22 protein-coding genes and 1 tRNA gene are annotated in these 23162 nt (G+C 63.3%); 13 read left to right on the top strand and 10 right to left on the bottom strand.

The features are described 5' to 3' along the window. Position 1 precedes the first annotated feature (1 nt). The 6 genes from PQQ53_RS31175 (at position 2) to lpxC (ending at position 6319) form a co-directional block, all read left to right on the top strand. On the top strand, positions 2-955 hold the full coding sequence (locus PQQ53_RS31175) for a D-alanine--D-alanine ligase (RefSeq protein ID WP_408328413.1): 954 nt from the start codon (positions 2-4) through the stop codon (positions 953-955). Positions 956-979: 24 nt separating this feature from the next. Further along, entirely contained in the window at positions 980-1732 is a 753-nt protein-coding gene (locus PQQ53_RS31170) for a cell division protein FtsQ/DivIB (protein WP_168665836.1), read from the top strand. Positions 1733-1759: 27 nt separating this feature from the next. Then, positions 1760-2992, top strand: coding sequence for a cell division protein FtsA (gene ftsA / locus PQQ53_RS31165; RefSeq protein ID WP_007180311.1), 1233 nt, complete (start codon positions 1760-1762; stop codon positions 2990-2992). A 157-nt stretch (positions 2993-3149) separates the two neighbouring features. Further along, the gene (gene ftsZ, locus PQQ53_RS31160; RefSeq protein ID WP_408150294.1) at positions 3150-4352 is read left to right on the top strand and encodes a cell division protein FtsZ; all 1203 of its coding nucleotides are present in this window, start codon (positions 3150-3152) and stop codon (positions 4350-4352) included. Positions 4353-4608: 256 nt separating this feature from the next. Further along, positions 4609-5112 (top strand): peroxiredoxin, encoded by a 504-nt coding sequence (locus PQQ53_RS31155; RefSeq protein WP_408150292.1) that lies wholly within the window; start codon positions 4609-4611, stop codon positions 5110-5112. Between the two features lie 289 nt (positions 5113-5401). Beyond that, positions 5402-6319, top strand: coding sequence for a UDP-3-O-acyl-N-acetylglucosamine deacetylase (gene lpxC, locus PQQ53_RS31150; protein WP_408156791.1), 918 nt, complete (start codon positions 5402-5404; stop codon positions 6317-6319). A 66-nt stretch (positions 6320-6385) separates the two neighbouring features. Here the strand turns inward: lpxC and PQQ53_RS31145 are convergent, their stop codons facing one another. Then, positions 6386-6871, bottom strand: a complete 486-nt coding sequence (locus PQQ53_RS31145) for a DciA family protein (protein WP_408150327.1) — start codon at positions 6869-6871, stop codon at positions 6386-6388. A 290-nt stretch (positions 6872-7161) separates the two neighbouring features. Here PQQ53_RS31145 and secA point away from each other — a divergent pair, with 290 nt between their 5' ends. From secA to PQQ53_RS31125, 4 genes are all read left to right on the top strand, one after another. Then, complete coding sequence (secA, locus tag PQQ53_RS31140; protein ID WP_408150288.1) at positions 7162-9978, top strand: preprotein translocase subunit SecA; 2817 nt, start codon at positions 7162-7164, stop codon at positions 9976-9978. A gap of 150 nt (positions 9979-10128) precedes the next feature. Then, positions 10129-11370, top strand: coding sequence for a bifunctional glutamate N-acetyltransferase/amino-acid acetyltransferase ArgJ (gene argJ / locus PQQ53_RS31135; protein ID WP_408328410.1), 1242 nt, complete (start codon positions 10129-10131; stop codon positions 11368-11370). Between the two features lie 53 nt (positions 11371-11423). Further along, the gene (locus PQQ53_RS31130) at positions 11424-12293 is read left to right on the top strand and encodes an ATP-binding protein (RefSeq protein ID WP_408149830.1); all 870 of its coding nucleotides are present in this window, start codon (positions 11424-11426) and stop codon (positions 12291-12293) included. After that, a complete protein-coding gene (locus PQQ53_RS31125; RefSeq protein WP_408328407.1) occupies positions 12290-12712 on the top strand; it encodes an NUDIX domain-containing protein in 423 nt (140 codons plus the stop codon). The genes PQQ53_RS31130 and PQQ53_RS31125 overlap by 4 nt, the downstream gene beginning before the upstream one ends. A 59-nt stretch (positions 12713-12771) precedes the next feature. Here PQQ53_RS31125 and yacG read toward each other — a convergent pair whose 3' ends face one another. The 9 genes from yacG to PQQ53_RS31080 form a co-directional block, all read right to left on the bottom strand. Continuing rightward, positions 12772-12969, bottom strand: a complete 198-nt coding sequence (yacG, locus tag PQQ53_RS31120; RefSeq protein WP_408149827.1) for a DNA gyrase inhibitor YacG — start codon at positions 12967-12969, stop codon at positions 12772-12774. 125 nt (positions 12970-13094) lie between these two features. Then, a complete protein-coding gene (gene zapD / locus PQQ53_RS31115) occupies positions 13095-13850 on the bottom strand; it encodes a cell division protein ZapD (protein WP_042320771.1) in 756 nt (251 codons plus the stop codon). Between the two features lie 239 nt (positions 13851-14089). After that, positions 14090-14692 (bottom strand): dephospho-CoA kinase, encoded by a 603-nt coding sequence (coaE, locus tag PQQ53_RS31110; protein ID WP_408149824.1) that lies wholly within the window; start codon positions 14690-14692, stop codon positions 14090-14092. A 3-nt stretch (positions 14693-14695) separates the two neighbouring features. After that, entirely contained in the window at positions 14696-15637 is a 942-nt protein-coding gene (locus PQQ53_RS31105) for a prepilin peptidase (RefSeq protein ID WP_408328404.1), read from the bottom strand. A gap of 28 nt (positions 15638-15665) precedes the next feature. Beyond that, positions 15666-16895, bottom strand: coding sequence for a type II secretion system F family protein (locus PQQ53_RS31100; RefSeq protein WP_408149820.1), 1230 nt, complete (start codon positions 16893-16895; stop codon positions 15666-15668). Beyond that, positions 16892-18187 carry a GspE/PulE family protein gene (locus PQQ53_RS31095; RefSeq protein WP_408328401.1) on the bottom strand — a complete coding sequence of 432 codons (1296 nt, stop codon included), beginning with the start codon at positions 18185-18187 and terminating at the stop codon, positions 16892-16894. Before PQQ53_RS31095 ends, PQQ53_RS31100 begins: the two co-directional genes overlap by 4 nt. A gap of 153 nt (positions 18188-18340) precedes the next feature. Then, entirely contained in the window at positions 18341-19639 is a 1299-nt protein-coding gene (locus PQQ53_RS31090) for an HlyC/CorC family transporter (RefSeq protein ID WP_408149816.1), read from the bottom strand. A 199-nt stretch (positions 19640-19838) separates the two neighbouring features. After that, positions 19839-19915: transfer RNA gene (locus PQQ53_RS31085), tRNA-Pro, on the bottom strand. 48 nt (positions 19916-19963) lie between these two features. Further along, positions 19964-20956: a polyprenyl synthetase family protein gene (locus tag PQQ53_RS31080; RefSeq protein ID WP_042320787.1), complete on the bottom strand. Its 993-nt coding sequence runs from the start codon at positions 20954-20956 to the stop codon at positions 19964-19966. A 240-nt stretch (positions 20957-21196) separates the two neighbouring features. Between PQQ53_RS31080 and rplU the strand changes: the two genes are divergently transcribed. The 3 genes from rplU to cgtA all read left to right on the top strand — a co-directional run bounded on the left by rplU (position 21197) and on the right by cgtA (position 23143). After that, entirely contained in the window at positions 21197-21508 is a 312-nt protein-coding gene (rplU, locus tag PQQ53_RS31075) for a 50S ribosomal protein L21 (RefSeq protein WP_007180329.1), read from the top strand. 25 nt (positions 21509-21533) lie between these two features. Then, positions 21534-21797 carry a 50S ribosomal protein L27 gene (gene rpmA / locus PQQ53_RS31070; protein WP_020071242.1) on the top strand — a complete coding sequence of 88 codons (264 nt, stop codon included), beginning with the start codon at positions 21534-21536 and terminating at the stop codon, positions 21795-21797. 227 nt (positions 21798-22024) lie between these two features. After that, entirely contained in the window at positions 22025-23143 is a 1119-nt protein-coding gene (gene cgtA, locus PQQ53_RS31065) for an Obg family GTPase CgtA (RefSeq protein WP_408149813.1), read from the top strand. Positions 23144-23162: the final 19 nt, after the last annotated feature.

The following is a 23162-nucleotide window of genomic DNA, read 5'->3' as shown; positions in this document are numbered from 1 at the left end:
GATGAGCAGTAATAAATCGGGCGAACTCGCCAAACAATTCGGCAAAGTGGCAGTGCTGCTCGGTGGAGATTCCGCCGAGCGAGAGGTATCGCTCAACTCCGGACGTCTCGTGTTGCAAGGTCTGCGCGACGCGGGCATCGACGCGCATCCGTTCGATCCGGCCGAGCGTCCGCTCGCCGCGTTGAAGGAAGAAGGCTTCGTGCGCGCGTTCAACGCGCTGCATGGCGGCTACGGCGAGAACGGCCAGATCCAGGGCGCGCTCGACTTCTACGGCATCAAGTACACCGGCAGCGGCGTGCTCGGCTCGGCGCTGGGTCTGGACAAGTTCCGCACCAAGCTCGTGTGGCAGCAGCTCGGCATTCCGACGCCGCCGTTCGAAGCGGTGCTGCGCGGCGACGACTATGACGCGCGCGCGAAAGAAATCGTCGCGAAGCTCGGCTTGCCGCTCTTCGTGAAGCCGGCGAGCGAAGGTTCGAGCGTCGCGGTGATCAAGGTGAAGAGCGCGGACGCATTGCCGGCCGCGCTGATCGAAGCGGTGGAGTACGACAGGATCGTCGTGGTCGAAAAGAGCATCGAAGGCGGCGGCGAATACACCGCGTGCATCGCGGGCGACCTGGACCTGCCGGTGATCCGCATCGTGCCGGCCGGCGAGTTCTACGACTACCACGCGAAGTACATCGCCAACGACACGCAGTACCTGATTCCGTGCGGTCTGGCGGCGGACGAGGAAGCGCGCCTGAAAGTGCTGGCGCGCCGCGCGTTCGACGTGCTCGGCTGCACCGACTGGGGCCGCGCCGATTTCATGCTCGACGGCGAAGGCAATCCGTACTTTCTGGAAGTGAACACGGCGCCTGGCATGACCGATCACTCGCTGCCGCCGAAAGCGGCGCGCGCGGTGGGCATCAGCTATCAGGAACTGGTTGTCGGCGTGTTGGCGCTGACGCTGCAGGACTAAACGGGGCGACCCGAAAGCAACACCATGTGGAACAACGTTCGCCAGCTCAATCTTGCCACCAATGCATTGCATGTGTTGCTGGTGCTCGTGCTGCTGGCGGCGGGCGGTTACTGGCTGATCCAGCGCCCGAATTTCGCGCTGCGCGAAATCCAGATCGACGGCGACACCGAGCACATCAATTCGCCGACGGTGCGCGCCGGCGTAGTGGGGCGGTTGAAGGGCAACTTTTTCACGGTCGATCTCGACGTCGCGCGCCAGGCGTTCGAGCAGATGCCGTGGGTGCGTCACGCGAGCGTGCGGCGGGTCTGGCCGAACGCGCTGGCTGTCACGCTCGAGGAGTACAAACCGCTGGGAACGTGGGGCAGCGATCAGCTGGTCAGCGTCGATGGCGAGCTGTTCACCGCGAACCAGGGCGAGCTGGAAGAAGATCTGCCCGCGTTCGACGGCCCGGACGGCACGGCAAAAGAGGTGGTCGCGCGTTATCACGACTTCCAGAAGTGGTTTGCGCCGTTGGGCGCGACGCCGGACGAAGTGACGCTGTCGCCGCGCTACGCGTGGACGGTGAAGCTGTCGAACGGCACGCAGGTTGAACTTGGACGCGAACGCAATCAGGACACGCTGCTCGATCGCAGCAAGCGCCTGACGGCGGCGTGGAGCGCGGTGACGCAACGTTGGGGAAAGGATATCGAGTATGCGGACTTGCGCTATCCGAACGGTTTCGCGATTCGCGCGGCTGGCATGCGCTTTATCAGCGAACCCGACAAGGGCAAGAAGTAAACGGACATCACACGCAATGAGCACGCTATGAGTAAAGACTATAAAGATCTGCTGGTCGCCCTCGACATCGGGACGTCGAAGGTCGTGGCCATCGTCGCTGAGTTGAAGGGCGAAGGTCACTACGAGGTGATCGGCCTCGGCCAGAGCGAATCGAAGGGGCTCAAGAAAGGCGTGGTGGTGAATATCGAAGCCACCGTGCAGTCGATTCAGCGCGCCCTCGAAGAAGCCGAGCTGATGGCCGACTGCAAGATCACGAATGTGTTCACCGGGATCGCCGGCAGCCATATCCGCAGCTTCAATTCGAGCGGCATGGTGGCGATCAAGGAGAAGGAAGTCACGCAGACGGACGTCGCCCGCGTGATCGAAACGGCCAAGGCGATCAACATCCCGACCGATCAGCAGGTGCTGCATATCCTCACGCAGGAATTCATCATCGACGGTCAGGAAGATGTGCGCGAGCCGATCGGCATGAGCGGCATTCGCCTCGAAGTGAAGGTGCACATCGTCACCGGCGCGGTGAGCGCGGCGCAGAACATCGTCAAGTGCGTGCGCCGTTGCGGGCTCGAAGTGAACGATCTGATTCTGCAGCCGCTCGCGTCGTCGCTCGCGGTGCTGACGGAAGACGAGAAGGAACTCGGCGTGGTGCTGGTCGATATCGGCGGCGGCACGACTGATATTGCGATTTTCAGCGAAGGCGCGATCCGTCATACGGCGGTGATTCCGATCGCCGGCGACCAGATCACGAGCGACATCGCGATGGCCTTGCGCACGCCGACGCCGGACGCCGAAGACATCAAGGTCGATTACGGCATCGCCAAGCAGGCCTTGGCCGATCCGGACGAGATGATCGAAGTGCCGGGTCTCGGCGAGCGCGGTCCGCGCACGCTGTCGCGCCAGGCGCTGGCGGCGGTGGTCGAGCCGCGCGTCGAAGAACTGTTTTCGCTCGTGCAGCAGGTGGTGCGCGAGTCGGGTTACGAGGAACTGCTGAGCTCCGGCGTGGTGCTGACCGGCGGCGCGTCGATGATGCTCGGCATGGTCGAACTGGGTGAAGACATTTTCCTGAAGCCGGTGCGCATCGGCGTGCCGGAATACGCGGGCGGTCTCGCCGACGTCGTGCGCAATCCGCGCTATTCGACGGCGATGGGCCTGCTCGTCGAAGGACGCTCGCAACGCATGCGCGGGCGCAAGGTCGCGGTGCAGTCGGGCTCGATGGGACAGGTGTTCACGCGCATGAAGGACTGGTTCCTCGGTAACTTCTGACGCAACGGTTTTGCTGCACAGATTTAGCTGAACGGGTTTCGAACGGGTTCTAAAAAATACGCGCTGGTGCCGGCGGCCGGCGCGCGACAGGCGGTTGCCCGATCTCCTGCCGAATAACGGCCGAGTGGCTGTAATTTTTTATCTTGACGGAGGCAACATGGAATTCCAGATGCTGGAAACCGAAACGAACGGCACCATCATCAAGGTGGTCGGAGTAGGTGGCGCTGGCGGCAATGCCGTTCAGCACATGATCAACAAAGGCGTGCAAGGCGTCGACTTCATCGTGATGAACACGGACGCGCAGGCACTGTCGCGTTCGCGCGCCACCGCGGTGATCCAGCTCGGCAACACGGGTCTGGGCGCAGGCGCCAAGCCGGAAATGGGCCGCGCCGCAGCCGAAGAAGCCCGTGAGCGCATCGCCGACGCACTGCGCGGCGCACACATGGTCTTCATCACGGCCGGCATGGGCGGCGGCACGGGCACGGGCGCAGCACCCGTGGTCGCGCAGATCGCGAAGGAAATGGGCATTCTGACCGTCGGTGTGGTCAGCAAGCCGTTCGAGTTCGAAGGCGGCAAGCGCATGCGCGTCGCTGAAGCCGGTTCGCAGCAACTGGAGGATCACGTCGATTCGCTGATCGTCGTTCTGAACGACAAGCTGTTCGAGGTGATGGGCGACGACGCCGAGATGGACAAGTGCTTCCAGTGCGCAGACGATGTGCTGAACAACGCAGTGGCCGGTATCGCGGAAATCATCAACGTCGACGGTCTGGTGAACGTCGACTTCGAAGACGTGAAGACGGTGATGGGCGAGCAAGGCAAGGCGATGATGGGCACGGCGACGGTCGCCGGCGTCGATCGCGCGCGCCTCGCCGCCGAGCAGGCTGTCGCCAGCCCGCTGCTGGAAGGCGTGGATCTGTCGGGCGCGCGTGGCGTGCTGGTCAACATCACGTCGAGCCGTTCGCTGCGTCTGTCCGAAACGCGCGAAGTGATGAACACCATCAAGAGCTATGCTGCAGAAGACGCAACCGTGATCTTCGGCGCGGTGTACGACGATGCGATGGGCGACGCGCTGCGCGTGACGGTCGTGGCAACGGGTCTGGGCCGCGCGGCGAAGAAGCAACAATCGGCACCGATGACGCTCCTGCGCACCGGCACCGACAACCAGCCGATCGGCGCGATGCAGCACGCAGCGTATGCACCGTCGGCGTCGCACGCGAGCACGGCCGATTACGGCGCGCTGGACACGCCGGCAGTGTGGCGCACCTCGCGCGATACGGCCGCTTCGCATGTGCAGGCGTTGCAGGAAAAAGGCGTCGACACGTACGACATTCCGGCATTCCTGCGCAAGCAGGCGGACTGAGCGCGCGAGCAGGCTTTCGTTGCCGCGCTGTCTTCAGCAGCGCTGGCCGACGAATGCACGAGCGTGGCGGGTGAACGGCGAACAGGCCGCGTATCGTTCAGATTCGCGGCAAGGAAAAGTGCCCTCTTCGGATTCGCGAAGCGGATTGGGCGACTGTCGCCGGACGGCGGAGCCAGTAGTACGGTAGGGCCCAGCCGGATTTCACTGCGACACGAGAACGTGCGAGCGTGCTTCGCATCGATGCAAAGGACTGAGCATGATTCAAGCAGGTGACAAGCTGCCCGACGCAACGCTTTTCGAGTTTGTCGAAGACGAGCGGGCGGGCTGCACGTTGGGGCCGAACAGCTTCAGCGTGCGCGAGCAGACGGCGGGCAAGCGCGTGGTGATCTTCGGATTGCCGGGCGCGTTCACGCCGACCTGTTCGGCCAAGCATGTACCGGGTTATGTCGAGCACGCCGGGCAGTTGCGCGCTGCGGGCATCGACGAGATCTGGTGCGTGTCCGTCAACGACGCGTTCGTAATGGGCGCGTGGGGACGCGATCAGCACGCCTCGGGCAAGGTGCGCATGATGGCGGACGGCAGTGCGGCTTTCACACGGGCGCTCGGTCTCGAGCAGGATTTGTCGGCGCGCGGCATGGGAATCCGTTCCCAGCGCTACGCGATGGTGGTCGACGACGGCGTGGTCAAGACGTTGAACGTCGAGGCTGCCGGCAAATTCGAAGTCAGCGATGCAGGGAGTATTCTCGCCACGTTGAGCTAGTTGCGCGGCGTCGCGCCTTCGCCTCTCGCCTGCGCGGCTGTGCCGCGTTGTCGCAGGGCAACGGTGAGTAAGACGCTTTTGTGACAGGCCGTTACGCGGGCCGATGACCGGAAACGCCTCCGTTCCGGACATCGGCCCGTCACGCTTTCCCTGACGGGCGCCCATTGGGTAATGCAGCGAAACAGATTGATACGTTCCGCGCAACGACGCTCCTTAGGGTATTGGAGTATAATTCGCGCTATGGAATAAAAAGTCCCGATTGGGATTTTCAATCGAATAGAAGATCACCATGTTGAAGCAGCGCACTATCAAATCAATCGTCAAGACAGTTGGCATCGGCCTGCACTCCGGCCGTAAAGTCAACCTGACGCTCCGCCCGGCGGCGCCGGACACTGGCATCGTGTTTTCGCGCGTGGATCTGCCCACGCCGGTAGACATTCCGGCGTCGGCGATGGCGATTGGCGATACGCGTCTGGCTTCCGTGTTGCAGAAAGACGGCGCGCGCGTGTCGACCATCGAGCACCTGATGTCCGCCTGCGCCGGTCTCGGCATCGACAATCTTTATGTCGACGTCACCGCCGAAGAAATTCCGATCATGGACGGCAGTGCCGGTTCGTTCGTGTTCCTGATCCAGTCGGCGGGTATCGAAGAGCAGAACGCGGCGAAGAAATTCATCAAGGTCACCAAGCCGGTCGAAATTCGCGACGGCGACAAGTTCGCGCGCCTCGATCCGTACTTCGGTTTCAAGCTGAAGTTCACGATCGACTTCCGTCACCCGGCCGTTGACAAGACCGGTCAGGCGCTGGAAGTGGATTTTGCCAACACGTCGTACGTGCGTGAAATCGCGCGTGCCCGCACGTTCGGCTTTGCGCATGAAGTGGAAATGATGCGCGAACTGGGTCTCGCGCGCGGCGGCAGCATGGACAACGCGATCGTGCTCGACGAATACCGCATTCTGAACAACGACGGCCTGCGCTACGACGACGAGTTCGTGAAGCACAAGATGCTCGACGCGATCGGCGACCTGTATGTGGTCGGCCATCCGTTGCTGGCGTCGTACAACGCGTACAAGTCGGGTCACGGCCTGAACAACGCGTTGCTGCGCGAGTTGCTGGCGCACGAAGACTCGTACGAAATCGTCACTTTCGAAGACACGCAGAAGGCGCCACGCGGGTTCGCGTACGAGACGCAAACGGCATTCGCCTAACCCTTTGGTTTGATCGCGCGGAAGCAAGCGCATAAAAAAACGGCCCATACGGGCCGTTTTTTTCGTTCAGCGATTTCTCCGATGCCGGGCCGCCATTCTCGCCAGCGCTTCCTGGAGCGGCGACGGCGCGAGCGACTCGGAGAGCGCATGCAGCGCGTCGGCGCCGGTCGGCGTCATACGCGCCTGCTTGACCGGCGGCGGCGCCTTGACCGGCTGCGGTCGCACGCGAATTCTCAGCGCCTTGACCGGCCAGCCTCGTTGCTGCAAATCCGCCAGCAGCCGCGGCTCCAGATGCCGCAGGCGCGCCGCGAGCGCATTGTGCGCGGCAAAGAGGGCCAGCACGCCGTCCTTGATGAAGCCCGGCTCGACGCTCGTCGCCAGATAATCGGGCAGCAGCGCGCGCAGATCCTTTTCCAGCGCGGCAATCTGCTCGACGCCCGCGCGCAGGGCCGCGAAGGCGTCCGTGCGATTGAGCACCTCGGCGACAGGCTGGGGGCGGCGCGCTTTGAACTGCTGGGGCGGCGGCCTTGAAAAGGACGGAAAACGGCTCATGTTTGACGGTAGCGGCGTGTTCGCACCCGATGCGCGTTCACGTTGCGATTGTACCGTGCGGGATGCCCGCGAGCCCGTCTCGATGCGTACTGTCAAAGGTCGCTGCGGCGGGCTTCGGATGCCTTGCCGCCGTCGCGCCTCTGACACAGGCGCTGCCGGGGGCGCGTGCTAAAATGCCCGATTCGAATTCACTCTTGGACTAAGCCGCCGAGGCCCTTCCGACCCCGGAGCGCACGTGCCTGAACAGCACGCCGCGACCCAGCCGAAGCCGCGACGCAGACACCGATCCGATGACCACCGGTTTTCTACAAAAGATTTTTGGCAGCCGCAACCAGCGGTTAGTCAAGCAATATCAAAAGACCGTCGCGGCGATCAATGCGCTCGAACCGCAGATCGAGCAATTGACGGACGATCAACTGCGCGCCAAAACGGGTGAATTCCGCCAGCGCGTCGCGAGCGGCGAATCGCTCGACAAGCTGCTGCCCGAAGCGTTTGCCGTGTGCCGCGAGGCCAGCAAGCGGGTGCTGAAAATGCGCCACTTCGACGTGCAGTTGATCGGCGGCATGGTCCTGCATTACGGCAAGATCGGCGAAATGCGCACCGGCGAAGGCAAGACGCTCGTCGCTACGCTGCCGGTGTACCTGAACGCGCTATCGGGCCGCGGCGTCCACGTGGTCACGGTCAACGACTACCTCGCCCAGCGCGACGCCGAATGGATGGCGCGCCTGTACAACTTCCTCGGTTTGTCGGTCGGCATCAACCTGTCGCAGATGGACCACGAAGCGAAGCAGGCAGCTTACGCCGCGGACATCACGTACGGCACGAACAACGAATTCGGCTTCGACTACCTGCGCGACAACATGGTCTACGAGACCGACGCGCGCGTGCAGCGAGCCTTGAATTTCGCGGTCGTCGACGAGGTCGACTCGATCCTGATCGACGAAGCGCGTACGCCGCTGATCATCTCCGGCCAGGCCGAAGATCACACCGAACTCTACGTGCGCATGAACGCACTGCCGCCGCTGCTCGAACGCCAGATCGGCGAAGAGAAGGCGGACGGCACGGGCGTCGAAAAGCCGGGTGACTACACGCTGGACGAGAAGGGCCGTCAGGTGTTCCTGACCGAGTCGGGTCACGAAAAGGCCGAGCGTCTGCTCGCCGAGTGGGGCCTGATCGGCGAGGGCGAAAGCCTGTACGCGCCGCAGAACATCACGCTGATGCACCACGTGTATGCGGCGTTGCGCGCGCACACGCTGTTTTTCAAGGACCAGCATTACGTCGTGCAGAACGGCGAAGTCGTGATCGTCGATGAATTCACCGGCCGTCTGATGGCGGGCCGCCGCTGGTCGGACGGTTTGCACCAGGCCGTGGAAGCGAAGGAACACGTGAAGATCCAGAGCGAGAATCAGACGCTCGCATCGATCACGTTCCAGAACTACTTCCGCATGTACGCGAAGCTGGCCGGCATGACCGGCACGGCCGACACCGAAGCGTACGAATTCAACGAGATCTACGGCCTCGAAACGGTCGTGATCCCGACCAACCGTCCGCCCAAGCGGATCGACAAGCAGGATCAGATCTACAAGACCGCCAAGGAACGCTACGACGCGGTGATCCGCGACATTCGCGAGTGCTACGAGCGTGGTCAGCCGGTGTTGGTCGGCACGACGTCGATCGAAAACTCCGAGCTGCTCTCGCATCTGCTGAAGCAGGCCGGTCTGCAGCACGAAGTGCTGAACGCCAAGCAGCACGCGCGTGAAGCCGAGATCGTCGCCGAAGCGGGCCGTCCGAAGCGCATCACGATCGCCACCAACATGGCCGGCCGTGGTACCGACATCGTGCTCGGCGGCAACGCGGAAAAGCAGGCGTCCTTCATCGAGCAGGACGAGACGCTGGCCGACGAAGAGAAGCAGCGCCGCATCCAGAAGCTGCACGACGAGTGGCAGGCGCTGCACGACCAGGTGAAGGCCGCGGGCGGTCTGCATATCATCGGCACCGAACGTCACGAATCGCGCCGGATCGACAACCAGTTGCGCGGCCGTGCCGGTCGCCAGGGTGACCCCGGTTCGTCGCGCTTCTATCTGTCGCTGGAAGATCCGCTGTTGCGCATTTTCGCGGGCGACCGTGTGCGCGCGATCATGGATCGCCTGAAGATGCCGGAAGGCGAGGCGATCGAAGCGGGCATCGTGTCGCGCTCGATCGAATCAGCGCAGCGCAAGGTCGAAGCGCGCAACTTCGACGTTCGTAAGCAGTTGCTCGAATACGACGATGTGTCGAACGATCAGCGCAAGGTGATCTACCAGCAGCGCAATGAATTGCTTGAAGCGAACGACATCACCGAGACCATCGGTGCAATGCGTCATGGCGTGATCGCCGACATCGTTCACCAGTTCGTGCCGGCAGGCAGCATCGAAGAGCAGTGGGACGTGCCCGAGCTGGAGGAAGTGCTGCGCAACGAATGGCAGCTCGACCTCGCGATCCAGGAAATGATCAACGAGTCGAACTCGATCAGCGCGGACGAGATTCTCGAAGCGGTCGAAGCTGCCGCGGACGAAGCGTACGAGGCGAAGGTCGAACTGGTCGGCCGCGAATCGTTCAGCGCGTTCGAACGCTCCATCATGCTGCAAACGCTGGACCGCAGCTGGCGCGAACATCTGGCCGCACTCGACCATCTGCGTCAGGGCATCCATCTGCGCGGCTATGCGCAGAAGAACCCGAAGCAGGAATACAAGCGCGAGGCGTTCGAACTGTTCGCCGCGATGCTCGACGCGGTAAAGCTCGAAGTCACCCGTGTGGTGATGAACGTGCAGATCCAGTCGCCGGAACAGTTGGAAGAGGCCGCCGAGCAACTGGAAGAGCAGGGCAGCCATCTCGAGAACGTCGAGTTTCGCCACGCCGAGTTCGCCGAAGCCGCGGCCGCAGCGCCGGTCGCCGCCGAAGCGGCCACCGCTGCGATGATCGGCGAAGCGATGAGCCACGGCCACGGTGCGGCGTCGCAAGCGGCAGTGAATGTCGGTGCGGACAACGTGCCGAAGGTCGGCCGCAACGACCCCTGCCCGTGCGGCAGCGGCAAGAAATACAAGCAGTGCCACGGCAAGATCGTCTGATGCCGAAAGCGGCGCGCTCCTGAGCGCGCCGCGTCGTTTTACGCAGTGCTTTGCTGTTGATTTCGCGGTGGTCCGGCAACCTGCCCGGGCCATCAGTTCCGTTTCCTCGATGCCGGCGCCTGCCGGCATTTTCTTCGACAGGTCGCGACCATGGCTGTCAATTTCCCCTCGATCGATCCCGCTCAACTCCACCCCGTCGCCGGCGTTACGCTCGGCTGGGCCGAGGCGAACATCCGCAAGCCGAACCGTAAAGACGTGCTCGTCATCTCCGTCGACGAAAGCGCGACGGTAGGCGGCGTGTTCACGCAGAACCGCTTTTGTGCGGCGCCCGTCACGGTGTGCCGTGAGAATCTGGAGCGTGTGCGCGCTGGCGGCAGGGCGATCCGCGCGCTGGTGATCAACACGGGCAACGCGAACGCGGGCACGGGTGAGCCGGGTCTCGTGGCGGCGCGCGAAACGTGCGCCGAACTCGCGCGTCTCGCCGACATCGCACCGGAACAGGTGCTGCCGTTTTCGACCGGCGTGATTCTCGAACCGCTGCCGGTCGATCGTCTGAAGGCCGGTTTGCCGGCCGCGCTGGCCAACCGTAAGGAAGCGAACTGGTACGACGCCGCGCAGGCGATCATGACCACCGACACGCTGCCTAAAGCCACCTCGCGCCAGGTCACGATCGACGGCCATACGGTCACGCTGACGGGCATCAGCAAGGGCGCCGGCATGATCAAGCCGAACATGGCGACCATGCTCGGCTTCCTCGCGTTCGACGCAGCGCTCGCGCAGCCGGTGCTGGACGCGCTGGTCAAACACGTCGCGGACCGCTCGTTCAACTGCATCACGATCGATGGCGATACGTCGACCAACGATTCGTTCATCCTGATCGCGTCGGGCAAATCGAGCCTGCCGGCGATCACGTCTACCGATTCGCCCGCTTATGCAGCGCTGCGCGATGCGGTGACCGAAGTCGCCCAGACCCTCGCGCAACTGATCGTGCGCGACGGCGAAGGCGCGACCAAATTCATGACCGTGCATGTCGAAGGCGGCTCGAGCGTTAGCGAATGCCGCCAGATCGCGTATGCGATCGGCCACTCGCCGCTCGTGAAGACAGCCTTCTATGCATCGGACCCGAACCTCGGCCGCATTCTGGCGGCCATCGGTTATGCCGGCGTGGACGATCTCGACGTCGGCAAGATCGATCTGTATCTGGACGACGTGCTGGTCGCGACTGCCGGCGGCCGCAACCCGGCGTACCGTGAAGAAGACGGCCAGCGCGTCATGAAGAAGAGCGAGATCGGCATTCGCGTCGTACTCGGCCGCGGCGATGCGCAAGCCACGATCTGGACTTGCGATCTGTCGCACGACTACGTGAGCATCAACGCCGACTATCGCTCGTAACCAGGTTCATTGCGCGGCCTCCCGCCGCGCAATGGGCCGCTTACTTCACCGTCATGGATAAACTCGAACAGTTTTTGACCCGGGCCGAAGCCGTGCTCGTCCGTCTGGAGGCAATGCTTCCGCCCGCCGCGCCTGAGATCGACTGGTCGGCTGCGGTCGCATTTCGCTGGCGCAAGCGCCAGGGGCGCGGCTACCTGCAGCCGGTGCCCGCCATCTCGTCGATCACGCTCGACGACTTGCAGAACATCGATCGCCAGAAAGGGCTGATCGAGCAGAACACGCGCCAGTTCGTGCACAAGCAGCCGGCCAACAACGTGCTGCTGACGGGCGCGCGCGGCACCGGCAAATCGTCGCTGATCAAGGCGTGCCTGAACGCGTACGCGAAGGACGGCCTGCGTCTGATCGAAGTGGACAAGGACGATCTGCACGATCTCGGCGACATCGTCGACCTGATCGCGAAGCGGCCGGAGCGCTTCGTGGTGTTCTGCGACGACCTGTCGTTCGAAGACGGCGAGTCGGGCTACAAGGCGCTGAAGGTTGCGCTCGACGGTTCGATCGCCGCGCAGTCGGATAACGTGCTCATCTACGCGACGTCGAACCGCCGCCATCTGCTGCCCGAGTACATGAGCGACAACGAGACGTACAAGCACACGTCCGACGGCGAGATTCATCCGGGCGAACTGGTGGAAGAAAAGATTTCGCTGTCGGAGCGTTTCGGCCTGTGGGTCAGCTTCTATCCGTTCAAACAGGATGATTACCTGTCGATCATCGCCCACTGGCTGCGGCATTTCGGTTGCGACGACGCCGAAGTCGAGGCCGCGCGCGGCGACGCGCTGGTATGGGCACTCGAACGCGGCTCGCGCTCGGGGCGCGTTGCGTGGCAATTCGCGCGTGACTGGTCCGGCCGGAAGAGCCCCGCATGAGCGACGCGCAGAAGAACGCCGTCGGCCGTCCGGTGACGGAAGTCGCCGTCGGCGTGCTGATTCAGCCGGACGGGCGCTATTTGTTGGCGCAGCGTCCGGCGGGCAAGCCATATGAGGGCTACTGGGAGTTTCCCGGTGGCAAGCTGGAGGCGGGCGAGTCGGTCGAGGCCGCGCTTGCTCGCGAGCTGCACGAGGAACTGGGGATCGACGTAGAGGCAAGCCATCTTTGGCATACGCTCGAACACGATTACCCACACGCCTATGTGCGGCTTTTCTTCTGCAAGGTGACGCAGTGGTCCGGCGAGCCGCATGGCCGCGAAGGCCAGGCATTCGTCTGGCAGGCGTTGCCTGCGGACGTCGCACCGCTGTTGCCGGCGACCATTCCAGTGCTCGAATGGCTCGCGGCGGAAAAGAACTGATAGGCAGAAGGGTACGGCGGGCGCTGTGCTAGTAGCGTCCGCCGTCACAGCGAGCCCGCTCAATGCGGGTTGTAGTCCTCGCCGGGCGTCTCATCCGACGACGCTTCCTGATCGGTCCCACCGATCTTGTATTTCTCAGCGGCCCAGGCGCCGAGATCGATCTGCTTGCAGCGATCGGAGCAGAACGGACGGTAGCGGCTTTCAGGGGTCCAGCGGACATCCTTGCCGCAAGTGGGGCATTTGACGACGGTAGGCATACGGTCAGGCAGTCAATCGCAAACGGAACAAGTAACGAATATAGGGGCATTTCGCGCCGCTTTAAAGGCGCATCCCTCTATCCGGATCTGGCGGGCGAACGTGGCACGCCAGATTGCGGGCCTGCTTACAGGCTGCAAAGCGTGAGCTGGAACGGTACGTCGACATCCACTGCACGCGGACGCAAATCGCCGTCCTGCACCGTGAAACGCACCCACAGCATGTACTTGTTGGCACTCGCCTCGGGAATCACCCGCAATTCTGGTGCCACCCGAACCTGCATCAGTTGATACGAACGCCCCGACAGCATCTGCTGATAGCTGCCTTGCATCGCCATCACCTTCGACGCCTGGCCGGATTCGCGCGCGAGCCGCAGAACGATGGTGGCCGCGTCACGCAGCGGCAGCAGCGGCGTGACCCACTTGGCGATGTCCTGGCGGCGCTGATCGGGATGAAGCTGTTGCCACGCGTAGTAGGACGGCAGGTCGAATTTGCACGTGCCACCCGGGATAATCGCGCGGCTGCGAATGCTGGCGAGCCACTCGTTGTCTGCAAGATGCTGGCCGGTCTTGCCCTGCATCTGCCCGAGTCCCGCGAGAGTCTGTTCGATTTCGCCGAGCACGGCTTCCAGCGCGTTCTGCTCGATTCCCGGGTTGCCGCGAAACGGCGCCAGCGTTTGCCGTTGACGCTCGAGTTCCTTCATCAGATCGGACTTCAGATCCGCGCGACCCGCAACTTCTGAGATTTCGAACAACGTTGTCAGTGCGACGTGATGTTCCCTGGCGTCTTCCTGAGTCAGAAAGAACGTGAAGCGCTCGAACAGATCTTCGAGGCGCAACAGCGTCCGGATTCGCTCGTTGAAGGGATACTCGTAAAGGATCAAGCGGGCTCGCCTCGGGCGTGGTCGGTGACGGGAATGCAGAACATTCTAATGCCGTGGGACTACCCTAGCAATCACGCACTTTTTCAGCGCGCTTTCGCAACTTTTTTCACGTGTTTCGGGCGCTTTCTGCGTGCTTTGGCTTACACGCTGCCGCAAAGTTCAACGAGAAGGGCGTGGAGCGGCGCGCGGTTTTCATGTGTCGCGCGCGTTTTTCGCTTCGCCGATGGCATGGTTTCAGCTCATGCGCCCGCGAGAGACAGATACGCGCGATGCTGCTCGTCGACTTGCGCCTGCAGTGTGCCGAGCGATACGTTGTCGTTGTCGATCACGTCGTCGGCTGCGGCGAGGCGCGCTTCGCGCGTGGCCTGGCGGGCGATGATCGCCAGCACCTGGTCGCGGCTGAAGCCGTTGCGGCTCATGACGCGCGCGATCTGCGTCTCGACGCTGCAATCGACGGTCAGCACGTGGTTCACGCGATGCTTCCAGCTTCCCGACTCGACCAGCAGCGGCACCACGACGATCACATAAGGGCCTCGCGCTTCGCGCTGCTCGCGCCTGGTCTCCGCACGAATCAACGGATGCGTGATGGCTTCGAGACGTTTGCGCGCGCCTTCGTCGCTGAATACGAGCTCACGCATGCGCGCGCGGTCGAGCGAGCCGTCGGCGGCGACGAACTCGGCGCCGAATTCGGCGGCAATCGGCGGCATCGCGATGCCGTGCGGCGCGGTGATGCGATGCGCGATCAGGTCCGTGTCGACGAGTGGCACGCCGTGCGCGGTGAACAGATCGGCGACGGTCGACTTACCGCTGCCAATGCCGCCGGTGAGTCCTACGACAAACATGCTTCAGCCTCCCAGAGCCAGATAGAGCGGTGTGCCGAGAAACAACGTGAGCGCGCCACCCGCTGCGAGAAACGGCCCGAACGGCAGCGGCTCCTCGAAGCGCATGCGGCCGCGCCACGTCGCCGCGAGGCCGACCACTGCGCCCGTCACCGCCGCGATCAGCACGATCTGCGGCAGGGCGGCCCAGCCGAGCCACGCGCCGAGCGCCGCGAGCAGCTTGAAATCACCGTAGCCCATGCCTTCGACACCGCGCACCAGCCGGAACAGCCAATGCACGGCCCACAGCACAAGGTAACCGAAGATGGCGCCGAGCACCGCATCGTGCAGGCTCGCAAACATGCCGTTGAAATTGACGATGAGGCCAGCCCACAGAAGCGGCAGCGTCATCGAGTCGGGCAGCAGATGTGTGTCGATGTCGATCGCGCTCATCGCGAGCAGCGCCGCGCAGAAGCCGAAGGCGGCGAGCGCCGTGGCGCTCGGGCCGAACAGTGCGAGGGCGCCCGCCGCGAACGCGCCGCTGGCAATTTCGAGCAGCGGATAGCGCAGGCTCACGTGTGCGTTGCAGGCGGAGCAGCGTCCGCGCAGCAGCACATAGCTGAGTACCGGCAGATTCTCCCACGCGCGCAGGACGTGCCCGCAATGCGGACACGCGCTACGCGGCACCCACAGGTTATAGCGCGCGGGCTGGCCGTCTTCGGGCGGCGGCTGGTCGCTGGTGTCGCTGATTTCCGCATGCCACGCACGCTCCAGCATGATCGGCAGCCGATGCACGACCACGTTCAGGAAGCTGCCGATCACGAGGCCGAACACGATCGCAAACGCCATCTGCAGGCCGGCGGGCAAGCTGCCGAACGCGACGCCGATGCCGGTCGCGAGGTGGCCGGGCAGCAAGCCCGAGAGCAGACTGGAAGAAGTTTCTGACACGAGTGGAAAAGGCGCCTGCATGGATAAGGGATTGGATTCGGCTGCGATCCTACACCACGTTGCCGAGTTGAATAATGGGAAGATACATCGCGATCACGAGGCCGCCGACCAGCGCCCCCAGCACGACGATCACGAGCGGCTCGCACAGGCTCGACAGCGTGCCGATCTTCTCGTCTACCTGACGATCCGCGAGCGAGGCCACGTCGATCAGCATGGTGTCGAGCGCGCCGGACTCCTCGGCCACCGCCACCGGCTGCACGACCTCGGGCGGAAAGCAGCGTGCCGCGCGCATGGCCGCCGCAAGTCGCTCGCCGCGCCGCAGCCGTGCGGCGATGTCGAGCGTGGCCCGGTCGAAGAAAGCGTTGCCGGTGGCGTGAGTCAATGAATCGAACGCGTCGGCGAGCGGTGTGCCGGCCGATAGCAAGGTGCCGAGCGCGCGGCTCCAGCGTGCCGCGCACAGCGTACCCAGCAACGGCCCGGCGACCGGCATTCTTAGCGACAGGCGCGCGAACCGGATGCGCGCAATTTCGGAACGTCGTAGCAGAAACGTCACGGCCGAAGTCGACGCGAAGATCAATGCGATGACGGGCAGGCTCCAGCGCGCCGCGCCCGACGACAACGCGAGCACGAACTGCGTCGGTGCGGGCAGCTTCGCGCCGAAGCCGTCGAAGATCTGTTTGAAGGTCGGCACGACCCACACCAGCAAGGCAGCCGTGATTGCCGTGGCCAGCAACAGGATTGCGACGGGATAGGTCAGTGCCGCGCGCACTTTCGCGCGCTGCGCGGCGGCGCGTTCGCGGTCGTCGGCGATTCTCGCGAGGACGGCGGCCAGCGCGCCGGCCGCCTCGCCCACTTCGACGAGTTGACAGTACAGCGCATTGAATTGCGCCGGGTGCCGCTGCAGCGCCGCGGAAAAGCGCAGGCCCGCGGTGATGTCGCGAGCCAGTGCGCCGACGATTCGCGGCATGCCTTGCCGGTTCGACGACTGCCCTTGCGCCAGCAGATCCAGCGCGGGCGCGAGTGGCAAACCGGCACGCAGCAGACTGGCGAGTTGCCGGGTGAACAGCGTGACGTCCGCGGCGCGCGCTTTGGGACGCGGCGCCGCTCCATGCGCGGCGAGTTCGACGATGAACAGATCCTCGCGTTTGAGCATGACTCGCGCGGTGCCCGCGTCCGGCGCGATCAGCGTTCCGTTTTTGTGAAGACCGTCGGCGGTGACGCCGCGCCATCTGAAGCGCGTGTCGGTCGCAGAAGGCGGATGAGTCGTGACCGTGTTCATGCGACTTCGGTGGCAGCCAGTGCTTCAGCGAGACTGGTGGTGCCGTCTCGTACACGCGCCAACGCCGCGTTGCGCAACGTGGCCACCTGTTCGGTTTGCGCGAGTCGGGCGAGCTCATGCGTGCCGGCGCTTGCGACGATCAGTTCGCGCATCGCATCGGAGACCGGCATCACTTGATGGACTCCGACGCGGCCTCTGTAACCGATGCCGTGACAAGCCGCGCACCCGGTCGCCGCATACGGATGCCAGCCATCGAGGTGCTGCTCGTCGAAGCCAGCGGCCCGCAGCGCTGCCGCCGATTGCGGCGCAGGCGCCCGGCACGCGACGCACAGGCGCCGCACCAGACGCTGCGCCGTCACCATCCGCAGCGCTGCCGCGAGGTTGTATGGCTCGACGCCGATATCGATCAGGCGCGCGATCGCGGCCGGCGCATCGTTCGTGTGCAGGGTCGAGAGAACGAGATGGCCCGTTTGGGCGGCTTTCACCGCGACATCGGCGGTTTCGTCGTCGCGAATTTCGCCGACCATGATCACGTCGGGATCCTGTCGAAGGAACGCGCGCAGCGCCACCGCGAAAGTGAGCCCGGCCTTTTCGCGCACGCTGACCTGATTGATGCCGGCCAGCTGGATTTCCGACGGGTCTTCCACTGAGCACAGATTGCGCGCCTCGCCGTTCAGCAGATTCAGGAAGCAGTACAGGGAGAGGGTCTTGCCGCTGCCCGTCGGCCCCGTGACGAGCACGAGACCGTGCGGCGCGCGAATCGCCGCGTCGAGCGCCTCGCGTTGGTGTGGGTCGAGACCGAGTGAGTCGAGCGAAAGATCGGTGGGCAATGCGTCGAGCCGGCGTAAGACCAGTTTTTCGCCGAACAGCGTCGGCAGCGAATTAACGCGATAGTCCTCGATCCGACCGGGCGACGTCGCGATACGCAGGCGGCCGTCCTGCGGCACGCGCCGCTCGGCGATGTCCATGCGCGCCAGCACCTTCACCCGCGTAATGAAGGCGTCGCGCAAATGAGCGGGCGGCTGCGGGATTTCATGCAGCACACCGTCGATTCGCAAACGCACGCGCCAGCCGTGCTCGGCCGGCTCGATGTGAAGGTCCGACGCATTACGGCGGGTCGCTTCCTGCAATGTGTCGGTCAACAGACGTACGGCAGGTGCGTTGTCTGGATCGCCGAGTTGGGCCGCGCCAGCTTCAGTGGCGAATGGATTGGGCTTCGTGCGTGCCGTGCCGTCGTTATCGAAAGCGATGGGCCGCGGCGACGTTGCCGCTGCCTGAAAAGATGCTTGCATGGGAAACCGGTGATGAGCCGCCTGTAGAACATGACGGCTTCATCTTCCGGTAACGCGGCTGGCGCCGCCATTCGGCCAAACGGCCAATGGCGCACGCCGTGCGAGTGTGCGATGCTGCCTGCCGCGTATCGGAGATCGACGGCGTGGAGGACCTCAGCCCAGCAGCGTTTTGCTGCCCTTCGTACGCGCCGGCGGTTTGAACAGCTTGACGGTGCGAATCGCCTGATCGTCGCTGCGCATGACTTCGAGTTTGATCTCGCCGATCTGCACGCACACGTCGCCATCGGGAATGTCTTCGAGAATTTCGAGGATCAGGCCGTTGAGCGTCTTCGGGCCGTCGGTGGGCAGTCTGAGTTGCAGCCAGCGGTTCAGCTCGCGCAACGGCATGCTGCCCGCGACGATGCATTCGCCTTTCTCGTTCCAGCCGCCGCGCGAATTGGCGCTACGCGGAATCGACGTGGTGAATTCACCGATCAGTTCCTCGATGATGTCTTCCGGCGTGACGAGACCTTGCAACTCGCCGTATTCGTTGACAACCAGCGCGGTGCGGTGACGGCTTTCCTGGAAGTACTGCAGTTGCTGGAACACGGGCGTGCCGCTCGGCACGAAGTACGGCTCGGCGAGCAGTGCGCGCAGCGTCTCGCGTTCAAGCTCCTGGTTGTGCAGGGCCGCGAGCGTCTTGCGAACATGCAGCACGCCCAGCACCCGGTCGATGTCGCCCTGGTAGACGATCAGCTTGTTGTGATAGCAGGTTTCCAGTTGATGCAGGATCTCTTCGAACGGCGCATCGAAGTCGAGCGCTTCGATCCGGCGGCGCGGGATCATCACGTCGTCGACGGAGATGTTTTCGAGGTCGAACAGGTTCAGCAGAATGCTGCGGTGCTTGGTCGGCATGAAGCTGCCCGACTCCAGCACGATGGTGCGCAGTTCCTCCGTGGACAGGCGCTGGTCGCGCGCGCCTTTCGTATTGATGTGCAGCACGCGCAAGATGCCGTTGGCGAACAGGTTCACGAACCAGACGAGCGGCTTTGCGGCGCGCATCAGCGGCGCGATCAGCAGGCTCGCCGGCAGCGCGATCTTTTCGGGAAACGTCGCGCCGACGATTTTCGGCGTGATCTCCGCGAACACGATGATGAGGAAGGCGACGATGCCGGTTGCGATCGACAGCACCAGATTGTTGTGGCCGAACGTGTGCAACGCGATCGAGGTGGTGAGCACGGGGATGATCGTGTTGAACAGATTATTGCCGATCAGCACGACACTCAATAGTTGATCGGTGTGGGCAAGCAGACCCTGAGTGGTCTTTGCGCCGAGCGCGTTCTGGCCGGCGAGGTGTTTCAGGCGATGGCGATTGATCGCCATCATCGCCGTTTCGGAAATCGAAAAGAAGCTGGAGCAGATAAGCAGCAGAAAGACGGCGCCAATCTGCGCCCATAAGGGAAGTTGTTCCACGCGTCGTGAAGAATAGGGGGAGAGGATGAAGAGAATATAGCAGAGGGCGCGCGGCGAACCGTCTGGCCGGAGGCTGTGGTGTGCTAATGCGCGCATATGCGGCGAGTGTCGCGCGGGATGCAGGAAAATCGCGCGCAAAACAAAAAACCGCCCAGCAAGCTGCGGCGGTTTTTCGAGCCTTGAACTAACAAGGCAAATCTGGTCGGGGTGAGAGGATTCGAACCTCCGGCCTCTACGTCCCGAACGTAGCGCTCTACCAGGCTAAGCTACACCCCGATTTGTACTGCGAACTCGATTCGGACTAACCCGGTGTTTCAGTCTCGTTCAAGACTGTCTTGCCGTCGAGTAAGAGCATAATTCTAGCAGGCTATCTTTGAAAATGGAACTGGGAAATGAAGAAATTGCCGCCGCGGCGGCCTGAGCTTCCTGTTTCGCGCACTCGAGCGTGTGATCCAGCGCGCCCGAACGCGTGATCGCCTCGAAAATCGTGTCGAACCGGTCCGTGCCGCCTTGTTCGATCGCTTCGCGCGCCAGTGCCGATTGCTCGGGCGTGCCGCGCTCGATCAGATAGATCAGCGGAAGCGTGGGTTTGCCTTCGCGCAGATCGTCGCCGGCGTTCTTGCCCATCGACTCGGCCGTGCCGGTGTAGTCGAGCCAGTCGTCCATGATCTGGAAAGCTGTGCCGATGCGGCGGCCGAATTCCGCGGCGGCCGCTTCGGTTTTCGCGTCCGAACCGGCCAGCACCGCGCCGAGCTGCGCTGCGGCTTCGAACAGCTTGGCGGTTTTGTAGCGGATCACCTGCATGTAGCGGGCTTCGTCGACGTCCGCGTCGTGCATGTTCAGCAGCTGCAGGACTTCGCCTTCGGAGATGATGTTGGTCGCCTCCGACAGAATCTCCATCACGCGCATCTTGCCCACGCCGACCATCATCTGGAACGAGCGCGAGTACAGGAAGTCGCCTACCAGCACGCTCGCGGCATTGCCGAACAGCGCATTGGCGGTCTGGCGGCCGCGCCGCAGATCGGATTCGTCGACCACGTCGTCGTGCAGCAGCGTCGCGGTGTGGATGAATTCGACGACCGCCGCCAGCTCATGCCGGTGCCCCGTGGTTTCGCCCAACGCGCCCGCCACCAGCAACAGTAGCGCGGGCCGCAGCCGCTTGCCGCCGGCGCTGATGATGTACTCGGAAATCTGGTTGATCAGCATCACGTCGGACGCAAGACGGTGCCGGATGACGCGATTGACCTGCTGCATGTCTTCGGCAATCGGAGCAAGCAGGCTGGCGGCGTTGGAGGAGGGGGTGGCAGTCGACGACATGATGGCTGAATTGGGTAGTGCCGCGAATTATAAGGCGAATCGCGGCAGTTCCGGGTCGCTGGCTGCGGCGCGGCGCACTCGGGGCCACATTCAGGGCCGCGCGCCGGGGCCGTGCGGCAAGGCGCGGGGCTTCGCGCGCGGCGGCTCTCAATGAGTTTTGACCGAGCAGCTAACTCTATGTATAATCACGGGTTTCCGCGCGCGGTGCGTGGGAAAAATGAACACAGAGTGAGGTTCTCAATGTACGCGGTCATAAAAACCGGTGGCAAGCAGTATAAAGTTGCCGTCGGCGAAAAACTTAAAGTAGAACAGATACCGGCAGACATTGACGCTGAAATCACGCTCGACCAGGTTCTCGCAGTGGGCGAAGGCGAATCGATTAAGTTCGGTACGCCGCTGGTCAGTGGGGCTTCCGTCAAGGCTACCGTCGTGTCGCAAGGTCGTCACGCAAAAGTGACCATCTTCAAGATGCGTCGCCGGAAGCACTACCAGAAGCATGGCGGCCACCGCCAGAACTATACCGAACTGCGCATCGACGCGATCAACGCGTAAGCGCACCGGTTAAGGAGCAAATCAAATGGCACACAAAAAGGCAGGCGGATCATCCCGCAACGGCCGCGACTCTGAATCGAAGCGCCTCGGCGTGAAGGTTTACGGCGGCCAGGCTATCAACGCTGGTGGCATCATCGTGCGTCAACGCGGTACGCGTATGCACGCTGGTGAAAACGTCGGTATCGGCAAGGATCACACCTTGTTCGCGCTGACGGACGGCCACGTCCAGTTCTCGACGAAAGGCGCAGCGAAGAAGCACATGGTCAACGTCGTCCCGGCAGCAGTCTGAGTTTACTCAGGCACGGGCTTCAGGACCGGAAAAAGGCCCCGCGAAGTTAGCGGGGCTTTTTTTATTGCAGCGCTTTCGCCTGATTCGCGAGATCGATCGTTCATGACGAGGCGGCTATGCCGTTCGGTCGATTGATCAACCTGCGGCGGGCGCGGCAAAATAGCAGCATCCGATAGCAACAAACCTAGCAGCACCATCTGGCAGTACACCACGGGACGGAGTTACGCATGAAGTTCATTGACGAAGCGAGGATTGAAGTCATCGCCGGCGACGGAGGGGATGGCAGCGCGTCGATGCGCCGCGAGAAATTCGTTCCGTTCGGCGGCCCGGATGGCGGCGACGGCGGCCGGGGCGGCAGTGTGATCGCGGTCGCAGACCGCAACATCAACACGCTGATCGACTACCGCTACGCGAAAAAACACCTGGCGCGCAACGGCGAAAATGGCCGTGGCGCGGACTGCTACGGCAAGGGCGGTGACGACATCACGCTGCGCATGCCGGTTGGCACCACGATTACCGACATGGAAACCGGCGAGCTGATCGCCGATCTGACCGAGCACAACCAGAGCGTGCAGATCGCGCAGGGCGGCGCGGGCGGCCTCGGCAATCTGCATTTCAAATCCAGTACGAACCGCGCGCCGCGTCAGAAGACCGACGGCAAGCCGGGCGAGCGCCGCATGGTGCGCCTTGAACTGAAGGTGTTGGCCGACGTCGGCCTGCTCGGCATGCCGAATGCGGGCAAGTCGACCTTCATCTCGTCGGTGTCGAATGCGAAGCCGAAGATCGCCGACTACCCGTTCACCACGCTCGCGCCGAATCTCGGCGTGGTGCGTGTCGGGCCGAGCCGCAGCTTCGTCATCGCCGACATTCCCGGTCTGATCGAGGGCGCGGCCGAAGGTGCGGGTCTCGGTCACCAGTTTCTGCGTCACCTGCAACGCACTGGCTTGCTGCTGCACATCGTCGACCTCGCACCGTTTGACGATGCAGTCGATCCGGTCGCGGAAGCCAAGGCGATCGTCAACGAACTGCGTAAGTACGACGAGCTGCTGTACGAGAAAACGCGCTGGCTGGTACTGAACAAGCTCGACATGGTGCCCGAAGACGAGCGCGAAGCGCGGGTTTCGGCATTCCTCGAAGGCTTCGGCTGGGATGGTCCGGTGTTCGAAATCTCGGCGCTGACCGGTCAGGGCTGCGAAAACCTCTGCTACGCGGTGTTCGATCACATCGCTGCGCATTCGGACGCGCAACGCGCGGCCGAAGCCGAAGATCTCGCCGCCGACGTGCGTTTCCGCGAGAAGCCAGAAGCACCGGCCGGCGCTGACGAATCCAGCGCCGACCCGCAGTAATAAAAAGCTCGAGCGCCGG

Source organism: Paraburkholderia strydomiana, from assembly GCF_046030495.1.
Taxonomy (GTDB): Bacteria; Pseudomonadota; Gammaproteobacteria; order Burkholderiales; family Burkholderiaceae; genus Paraburkholderia; species Paraburkholderia strydomiana_A.
This window is presented reverse-complemented; position numbering and strand designations above follow the sequence as displayed.